Annotated in this window: 8 protein-coding genes and 2 pseudogenes; 6 read left to right on the forward strand and 4 right to left on the reverse strand. The window is 63.5% G+C overall.

Annotated features, from left to right (window positions below):
- The first annotated feature begins 2 nt into the window (after positions 1–2).
- The 3 genes and pseudogenes from accC to EJB06_RS33125 all read left to right on the forward strand — a co-directional run.
- Complete coding sequence (gene accC, locus EJB06_RS24520) at positions 3–1,403, forward strand: acetyl-CoA carboxylase biotin carboxylase subunit (RefSeq protein WP_126076641.1); 1,401 nt, start codon at positions 3–5, stop codon at positions 1,401–1,403.
- A complete protein-coding gene (gene prmA, locus EJB06_RS24525; RefSeq protein ID WP_126076642.1) occupies positions 1,400–2,347 on the forward strand; it encodes a 50S ribosomal protein L11 methyltransferase in 948 nt (315 codons plus the stop codon). Before accC ends, prmA begins: the two co-directional genes overlap by 4 nt.
- Positions 2,348–2,351: 4 nt before the next feature.
- Positions 2,352–2,453: pseudogene (locus tag EJB06_RS33125) on the forward strand (zinc-ribbon domain-containing protein); the annotation flags it as partial.
- Between the two features lie 686 nt (positions 2,454–3,139).
- Here the strand turns inward: EJB06_RS33125 and EJB06_RS33130 are convergent.
- Positions 3,140–4,018, reverse strand: coding sequence for a serine-rich family protein (locus tag EJB06_RS33130; protein ID WP_370660152.1), 879 nt, complete (start codon positions 4,016–4,018; stop codon positions 3,140–3,142).
- A gap of 436 nt (positions 4,019–4,454) precedes the next feature.
- On the opposite strand from EJB06_RS33130, the pseudogene EJB06_RS33135 reads away from it, so the two are divergent.
- Positions 4,455–4,745, forward strand: a pseudogene (locus EJB06_RS33135) (DUF3426 domain-containing protein); the annotation flags it as partial.
- 9 nt (positions 4,746–4,754) lie between these two features.
- The gene (locus EJB06_RS24535) at positions 4,755–5,693 is read left to right on the forward strand and encodes a carbohydrate kinase family protein (RefSeq protein ID WP_126076644.1); all 939 of its coding nucleotides are present in this window, start codon (positions 4,755–4,757) and stop codon (positions 5,691–5,693) included.
- A 195-nt stretch (positions 5,694–5,888) separates the two neighbouring features.
- On the opposite strand, the gene EJB06_RS24540 is transcribed toward EJB06_RS24535, so the two are convergent.
- On the reverse strand, positions 5,889–6,188 hold the full coding sequence (locus EJB06_RS24540; RefSeq protein ID WP_126076645.1) for a DUF167 domain-containing protein: 300 nt from the start codon (positions 6,186–6,188) through the stop codon (positions 5,889–5,891).
- Entirely contained in the window at positions 6,185–6,715 is a 531-nt protein-coding gene (locus EJB06_RS24545; RefSeq protein ID WP_229427264.1) for a YggT family protein, read from the reverse strand. The genes EJB06_RS24540 and EJB06_RS24545 overlap by 4 nt, the downstream gene beginning before the upstream one ends.
- Positions 6,716–6,962: 247 nt before the next feature.
- On the opposite strand from EJB06_RS24545, the gene EJB06_RS32040 reads away from it, so the two are divergent.
- Complete coding sequence (locus EJB06_RS32040) at positions 6,963–7,964, forward strand: hypothetical protein (protein ID WP_164558027.1); 1,002 nt, start codon at positions 6,963–6,965, stop codon at positions 7,962–7,964.
- Between the two features lie 290 nt (positions 7,965–8,254).
- Here EJB06_RS32040 and EJB06_RS32045 read toward each other — a convergent pair.
- The coding region (locus EJB06_RS32045; RefSeq protein WP_164558028.1) for a hypothetical protein at positions 8,255–8,595 on the reverse strand (341 nt) is incomplete at its 5' end.

Below are 8,595 nucleotides of genomic sequence, written 5' to 3' on the forward strand. Positions count from 1 at the left end.
CTATGTTTGAAAAAATTCTCATTGCCAATCGTGGAGAGATCGCGCTACGTATCCAGCGCGCCTGCCGCGAGATGGGCATCAAGACCGTGGTGGTCCACTCCGAAGCCGACAAAGACGCCAAGTACGTGAAGTTGGCCGATGAATCGGTGTGTATCGGACCGGCGCCATCGTCCCTGAGCTACCTGAACATGCCGGCGATCATCAGCGCGGCCGAAGTCACCGACGCCGAAGCGATCCACCCCGGCTACGGCTTCCTGTCCGAAAACGCCGACTTCGCCGAACGCGTCGAAAAATCCGGCTTCGTCTTCATCGGCCCCCGTTCCGACTCGATCCGCCTGATGGGCGACAAGGTCTCGGCCAAGCAAGCCATGATCCGCGCCGGCGTGCCCTGCGTGCCGGGCTCGGACGGCGCGCTGCCGGACGACCCGAAAGAAATCATCCAGACCGCGCGCCGCGTGGGCTATCCGGTCATCATCAAGGCGGCCGGCGGCGGCGGCGGACGCGGCATGCGCGTGGTCCACACCGAAGCGGCCTTGCTCAACGCCGTGGCGATGACCAAGACCGAAGCCGGTACCGCTTTCGGCAATCCGGAAGTGTATATGGAGAAGTATCTGGAAAATCCGCGCCACGTGGAAATCCAGATCCTCGCCGACGAACACAAGAACGCCGTCTGGCTGGGCGAGCGCGACTGCTCGATGCAGCGCCGCCACCAGAAAGTCATCGAAGAAGCGCCGGCGCCGGGCATCCCGCGCAAACTGATCGAAAAGATCGGCGACCGCTGCGCCGAAGCCTGCCGCAAGATCGGCTATCGCGGCGCCGGCACCTTCGAATTCCTGTACGAAAACGGCGAGTTCTATTTCATCGAAATGAACACGCGCGTGCAGGTCGAACACCCGGTCACCGAAATGATTACCGGCATCGACATCGTGCAAGAACAGATCCGCATCGCCTGCGGCGAAAAACTGCGTTTCCGCCAGCGCGACATCATGCTGTCGGGCCACGCCGTCGAATGCCGCATCAATGCCGAAGACCCGTTCAAGTTCACCCCGTCGCCGGGACGCATCGTCTCCTGGCATACGCCGGGCGGCCCTGGCATCCGCGTCGATTCGCATGCCTACGCCGGTTATTATGTGCCGCCGCACTACGATTCGATGATCGGCAAGGTCATCGCGTACGGCGCCACCCGCGAGCAAGCCATCCGCCGCATGCAAATTGCGCTGTCGGAAATGGTAGTTGAGGGTATCCTGACGAATATTCCGCTGCATCGCGAACTGATGATCGATGCGCGCTTTATCGAAGGCGGCACCAATATTCACTACCTCGAGCAAAAACTGGCCGACAAGCCGGATCTGCCGAGAGGCCCGACCAGCCCTAACAAATCGGAAACGAAGGCAGACGCATGAGTTGGACTGAAGTTGTCATTGAAATTGCACGCGAACACGCCGAAGCCCTGTCCGACGCGCTGATGGAAGCGGGCGCCCTGTCGGTGTCGGTGGAAGACGCCGACGAAGGCACCGACCAGGAAAAGCCGCTGTTCGGCGAACCCGGCATGGAACCGGCCGAAGCGGCCTGGGATCACAGCCGCGTGGTGGCCCTGACCGACGTCGACGCCGACCAGGCCGCCATCGTGGCCGAAGCGGCCGCCGCGATTGGCATCGACACCACACCGTCGTTTACCACGCGCGCCGTGGCCGACGAAGACTGGGTGCGCCTGACCCAATCGCAGTTCGCGCCTATTCATATCGGCAAGAACATCTGGGTCGTTCCGAGCTGGCACGAAGCGCCGGATCCGGACGCCCTGATCCTCGAACTCGATCCGGGCCTGGCGTTCGGCACCGGCAGCCACCCGACCACGCGCCTGTGCATGGAATGGCTGGAGGCGCATCCGGCCCCCGGCAAGACCGTGCTCGACTACGGCTGCGGCTCCGGCATCCTGGCCATGGTGGCCAAGAAAATGGGCGCGGGCGACGTGGCCGGTGTCGATATCGATCCGCAAGCGATCGAATCGGCGCGCGACAATGCGGCGCGCAACCAGTGCGAGATCGATTACTACCTGCCGGACAGCTTTGCCGCCTCGGCCAAGCCGCATCACGCCACCGGCAAGTTCGACACGGTCGTGGCCAACATCCTGTCGAGCCCATTGAAACTGATGGCGCCGATGCTGGCCGGCCGGGTCGCCCCGGGTGGTTCGCTGGTGTTGTCGGGCGTGCTCGCGCGCCAGGCCGAGGAAGTGGCCGAGGCGTACGCCCCGTTCATCACGCTCGGCGTGTGGGCTGAGCAGGATGGCTGGGTGGCACTGCACGGCCAGCTGGGCAGCAACGTTCCACCTACCCCGCGCGGTCAATAAAGGCATGGCGCTCGCCACTCGTTGCCCCCATTGCAGCACGACTTTCCGGGTCGCTTCCGACCAGTTGAAGTTACGTGGGGGCATAGTGCGCTGCGGCGCCTGCAATGAAATTTTCGACGGCAACGCGGCCCTGGTCGAACTCGACGCGCTGCCGCCTGTCGTTCCCTCCCCTGCTGAATCGCCTGCTGCCGCTGCGGCGCCGAATGTGCCTGTGGGCGCACCGGCAGCCGGCGCTGCGGCGGCCGGCGCGGCGGCCACCGGCCCGGTGTCGACCTTGCAGATGGACACTTCCTTCGTTCCGGTGTGGCTGAGGCAGCAACCGGCGCCAGCTCCGCAAGCTGCTCCGGAACCAATTGCTCCTGTGCCGGCGCCCGAGCCCGAGCCGGCGTTGACGGCCGCGCCGGAGCCGGAACCGGAACCGGAACCGGCTCCTGTCGCGCAAGCCGAGCCTGTTCAAGAACACGAGCCCGAGCCGGCGCCGCCGCGCACAAAACCGTTCATCCCGCTCTCGATCGCGACTTTTGTCGAGCCCGAGGACATGTATGACGAGCCGTACGCGGCGCCCTACGTCGAGCCAGAACCCCAACCCGCGGTCTGGCGCGGCAAGTCCAAGACGCCGTGGCCGACCATCGATATCGGCGCCGACGGCGACACGACGCCCGATGCGGCAATTGCGCCATTTCCGATCGACATGCCGGTCGATGAAGAAATCGTCGCCATTGCACCGCCTGAAGACGCATTCGAGTCGGACTTTGGCGAACTGAGCTTCAACGAGCCGCTGCTCGACCTGAACTACCCGGCTGCCCCGGTACGCGATCCGGACGCGCGCATCGAGCCGGTGCTCTTCGAACCGGAGCGCGAGGAGCCGGCGTTTGTGGAGCCGGCGTTTGCGGAACCGGCGTTTGTGGAACCGGCGTTTGTGGAGCCGCGTTTCTCCGAGCCGGCCTTTGCCGAACCGATGTTGGTCGAACCGGCCCCATCCGACCTACCTTCGGAGCCGATGTCGATCGAGCCGGCAGGCGCCGAGCCCGCTGAGTCCCTGGCGCCGGTGTTCGACGAGGCGGTCCGGGTCGAACCGGCCGTTGCCGAGCCGGACGAATTCCTGCCGCCGTTGGTCGAGCCGGTGTTCGACGAGCCGGTCGGGGTCGCGCCGACCGCAGCCGAACCGGATCCATTCCTGCCGCCGCTGATCGAGCCTGTGTTCGACGAGCCGGTCCGGGTCGCGCCGACCGCAGCCGAACCGGATCCCTTCCTGCCGCCGGCAGTCGAGCCGGTATTCGACGAGCCGGTGCAGGTCGAGCCGACCGCAGCCGAACCGGATCCCTTCCTGCCGCCGGCAGTCGAGCCGGTATTCGACGAGCCGGTGCAGGTCGAGCCGACCGCAGCCGAACCGGATCCCTTCCTGCCGCCGGCAGTCGAGCCGGTATTCGACGAGCCGGTGCAGGTCGAGCCGACCGCAGCCGAACCGGATCCCTTCCTGCCGCCGGCGGTCGAACCGGTGTTCGACGAACCCGTCCAGGCCGAGCCAGCCGACGTTCTGGGAGCGCAGGTCGACCCTGTCCACGTCGAGCCTGCTGTAGAAAAGCCGGCACGCGCCAAGCGGAGCGTCAGCAAACCGGCGCGCTTCGAGCCGCTGGTGATCGAACACGGGTATGACGAGCCGGGCCACACCGTGATGGTCCTTTCCTACGCGGAAGAAACGGACGACCACGTACGCAGTGATGCCTTTGCGGGCCCCAACACCGAACCGCTGGTGCGCGACCTGGAGCATGCACCGCTGCCGCTGCTGCGCCAGTCGTCGGGCGACAAACCGGCGAAAGCGGCGGCGGCCGCACCGCCGCCGCCACCGGCGCCGGTGGTCAGCGAGCCCGAACACGACGAACCCGACTTCCTGCGCCGCAGCCGCGAACTCGAAGAAAAGCAAGGCGCGCGCCGCATCGCCTTGGTGCTCGGCTCTGTTGTGCTGGCGATCCTGCTGGTGGCCCAGGGCGTCACCACCTTCCGCAACATCCTGGTGGCCAAGTTCCCGGCTGTCAAACCGATGCTGGTATCGGCCTGCGCCACGCTCGGCTGCAAGCTCGAGCTGCCGGCCCAGATCGACAGCCTGAGCATCGAAACCGGCGAACTGCAATCGCTGGGTTCGAACGCCTTCACCTTGTCGACCCTGCTGCGCAACCAGAGCGACCTGACCCAGGCCTGGCCCAACGTGGAACTGGCGCTGACCGATGGCAACGACAAGACCCTGCTGCGGCGCGTCGTCGTGCCAGCCGAATACCTGCCCAAGGGCACGGTCGTGGGCAAAGGCTTCACGGCGCGCTCCGAGCAGGGCATCAAACTGACTTTTGAAGTAAAACAGATCAAGGCATCCGGCTACCGCATCGCCATCTTCTATCCATAAGGCCCCAAAATGACCAAGACCACCCTGATCTGCGGATCGCTCGCGTTCGACAAGATCATGCAATACAACGGCCGTTTCGGCGAAACGCTGCTGGCCGACCAACTGCACAAGGTCAACGTCTCCTTTCTGGTACCGACCTTGCGGACAGAGTACGGCGGCTGCTCGGCCAACATTGCCTACAACCTCAAGATGCTGGGCGGCGAGCCGCTGATCATGGCTGCGATCGGCCAGGATGGCGGCGAGTACCTGGAGCGCTTCGACAAACTGGGCATCGAGACGCGCGCGATCCGCAAGATCACCCACTCGTACACGGCGCAATGCTTCGTCACGGCCGACCTGGACAACAACCAGATCAATGCCTTCCATCCGGGGGCGATGGAATTCGCGCATGAAAACAATGTCGGCGACCAGGGACCGCTGCGCGTCGCCATCATCGCGCCGGACGGCCGCGGCGGCATGCTCAAGCACGCGCGCGACTGCGCGGCGCTGAAGGTGCCGTTCATGTTCGACCCGGGCCAGCAGCTGCCGATGTTCAGCGGCGACGAATTGCTCGAATTCATCAACCAGGCGACCTACGTGGCCGCCAACGACTACGAATTCGAGATGTTAATGGACCGCACGGGCCTGACCCTGGCCGAGATTGCCGGGCGCCTGGAAGCGCTGATCATCACGCGCGGCGAAAAAGGGTCCGAGATTCACACCGGCGGCAAGCGCCACGAGATTCCCTGCGTGCAAGCGGCGGCGGTGGTCGACCCGACCGGTTGCGGCGACGCCTACCGCGCCGGCCTGCTGTTCGGCATCACCAACGACCTCGACTGGCCTACCACAGGCCGCCTGGCAAGCCTGATGGGCGCGATCAAGATCGCCCACCAGGGCGGCCAGAACCACGTCGTCACAGCCGCCCAGATCGCCGACAAGTTCGAAGCCGAGTTCGGCTACCGCTACTAAGCCCCCAACCGGGGTCAGAGCTTTAATTAGAAATCTTTCGAGTTCCTATGCTCGAATTGGCCCCGCCTTCGCCCCGTTGCAGCCTGAGGGCATCGTTCTCCACAATTCCGATGTGTTCCTACAACCGGGGTCAGAGCTTTAATTAGAAATCTTTCTAATTAAAGCTCTGACCCCGGTTGTAGGAAATGGCTGGTTTTACTTTAGGAGGATTTGCGCGGCCTGCTCCGGCGTCAGGGTGCTGGAGGCCACTTCGATCAGCTTGCGCTTGCTGGTCAGGCCGTGCGTGATCGTGAGCGCGCTTTTCGGTACGCCCAGTTCTCCCGATAAATATTTGATCAGGGCCTCGTTGGCCTTGCCTTCGATCGGCTGCGCCTGCAGCTTGAGCTTGAGCGCGTCGTCCAGCACGCCGATCACTTCGGTCTTCTTCGCGTTCGGCGTGATCTGCACCGCCAGCCGCAACGCGCCCGGCAGCGCCGAACACCAGGCACGGCTCATCGCAGGCCGAACAGCATCTGCACCAGGATGTGCACGATCTTGAGCAGGATCATCGCCACCATCACCGACAGGTCGATCCCGCCGATCGGCGGCACCACTTTGCGCAGCGGACGCAGCAAGGGGTCGTTGAGGGCCTGCACGAAGGGCGCCATCGGGGCCTGGGGGTTGACCCAGCTGAGGATGACTTCGATGAACAGCGAGCCGATGAAGCCGTACAGGATCCAGGTCAGGAAGGTGTACAGGGCCATCAGGGCCACCATCTCGAACGAGGCGCCGAAGAACAGGATCACCGACGTCGCCAGCGCCACCACCAGGAAGGCGCCGACCAGGCTGGCCCAGTCGTAGCCACCCACGCCGGGAATGACGCGCCGCATCGGCAACACCATCCAGTCGGTCAGGGCGTAAATGAATTGTCCGAGCGAGCTCGGGGGACGCACGCGGATCGCCTGCATCCAGAAACGCAGCAACAGGACCCCACCGAGAATGGTGGCGATGGCGTCGACGATCAACTGAACAATACTGTACACATGCTCTCCTTAAAAAAAAACCGCTGTGTGAAGCGAGTCACACAGCGGTATTTTGCCTGATCCAGGCCCAACTAGCTGTTACGGACGGCTGCTGGTCGGGAAAGGCCATGCTGCTGCCGGAGCCAACACAGTTTTCGCCGCTGGCGCTGGCGCCGGTGCCGCTGCTGGCGCAGGAGCCGCTGGCTTTGCCGCGTCGGCTTTCGGTGCCGCTGCCTTTTTAGGGGCGGCTGCTTTCTTTACGGCCGGCTTGGCTGCTGCAACGGCAGGAATCGCCGCTGGTGCTGCCGCTGGCTTGGCTGCTGGCGTCGCCGCAGCCTTAACCGGCTTTTTTGCTGCTGGCTTAGCCGCCACCTTTTTTGCTGCTGGCTTTGCTGCTGCTTTCGCTGCTGGCTTTGCTGCTGCTTTAGTTACTGCTGGTTTTTTGGCGGTCGACGTCGCTGCCGCTTTTTTGGCGGCTGGCTTGGCTGCGGCTTTGGTCGCTGCCGGCTTCGCTGCTGCTTTCTTCGCTGCTGGCTTGGCGGCGGCTTTCTTCGCTACCGGCTTGGCGGCTGGCTTGGCTGCCGACTTGGCTGCCGACTTGGCTGCCGACTTGGCTGCTGGCTTCGCTGCCGACTTGGCTGCTGGCTTGGCCGACGATTTCGCTGCGGTTTTCTTCGCTGCTGGTTTCGCTGCCGGCTTTGCTGCTGCCTTTTTCGCTACTGGCTTGGCCGTGGCTTTTGCCTTGGCTGCCGGCTTGGCGGCCGATTTGGCTGCTGGCTTGGCTGCCGCTTTTTTGGCGACTGGCTTTGCTGCGGCTTTTTTGGCGACTGGCTTGGCTGCCGCTTTTTTCGCTACCGGCTTCGCTGCCGACTTGGCTGCTGGCTTGGCTGCGGTTTTTGCCGCTGCTTTTTTCACTGCTGGCTTTGCTGCTGGCTTGGCTGCGGCTTTTTTCGCTGCAGGCTTTGCTGCCGGCTTGGCTGCGGTTTTGGCGACGGCCTTTTTCGCTGCCGGCTTGGCTGCAGGTTTCGCTGCGGCTTTTGCTGCTGGCTTGGCTGCAACGGCTTTCGCTGCGACTTTCTTCGCTGGTTTCTCGGCAGCGGCTTTCGCGGCTGGTTTCTTTACTGCGGGTTTCTTAGCGGCTGTTGCCATTTGGGTTCTCCTTCATCTGCGATGGGAAAAAATCACGCTACAAGATTTAAAACCCGTCCGACCCGTAACTGGAGGTCAGGCGAATTATTCATCGGCACAAACGTGTTCGTGTTTATGCTAATGAATTCGGCACCAGCTGAACTGCTGCAACTCCTCAAGTTTGCAGCGCTTCAGCTATAGTCGTTTCTGAAAACAGAGACGACGGATACGGTGTTCATGGTTCGCTGTCCACATCAAGAGCCCACAACCGTAAAAGAAAAAGCCGCCATGCCTGAACCGGATCAGGCAGTGCGGCTTTGTCTTTTGCAGAAGTTTAAGCGCATATCTGTTTGAATCAGCGTCCCATTTTGATCGATGATTTTGTCGTCGCGCGCGGCTTGCATCTTCGCGTTCACGTTTTGACAAATTCAATCACGTAAAGTACACGAAAACCTTGTCAGTGCGCAACCAGCACACTGCGTTTCGCTTACTTTTTTTTTCGCGCGCGCGCGCCGCATGCGCGCACTGCGTTTTGAAATTCGCGTATTCGCCGTTCGCTGCGCCGCCGCTTTGGCCTCGATGCGCGCGCGTCGCGCCAAACGCGCGCTGGCGTTTCGCGCCGCGCGCTGCGGTCGGGGGCGACGCGCCAAGCGCCTGCGGCGCGCGCGCCGCGCAGCATCCCATTTGCCGCGCGCGGCGCGCCGCGATCACGCACCGGCAAGCGTCGAACGGCGCCGCGCGCCGGCCCGCGCGGCACGCACCGCGCGCGCGCG

Source organism: Massilia atriviolacea (assembly GCF_003953935.1).
Lineage (GTDB): Bacteria > Pseudomonadota > Gammaproteobacteria > Burkholderiales > Burkholderiaceae_D > Telluria_A > Telluria_A atriviolacea.

Excerpts from the sequence above, each read along its gene's own strand:
- accC (WP_126076641.1), top strand. The coding sequence starts at position 3 with ATGTTTGAAAAAATTCTCATTGCCAATCGTGGAGAGATCGCGCTACGT.
- EJB06_RS24535 (WP_126076644.1), top strand. The coding sequence starts at position 4,755 with ATGACCAAGACCACCCTGATCTGCGGATCGCTCGCGTTCGACAAGATC.
- prmA (WP_126076642.1), top strand. The coding sequence starts at position 1,400 with ATGAGTTGGACTGAAGTTGTCATTGAAATTGCACGCGAACACGCCGAA.
- EJB06_RS24540 (WP_126076645.1), bottom strand. The coding sequence starts at position 6,188 with ATGAGCCGTGCCTGGTGTTCGGCGCTGCCGGGCGCGTTGCGGCTGGCG.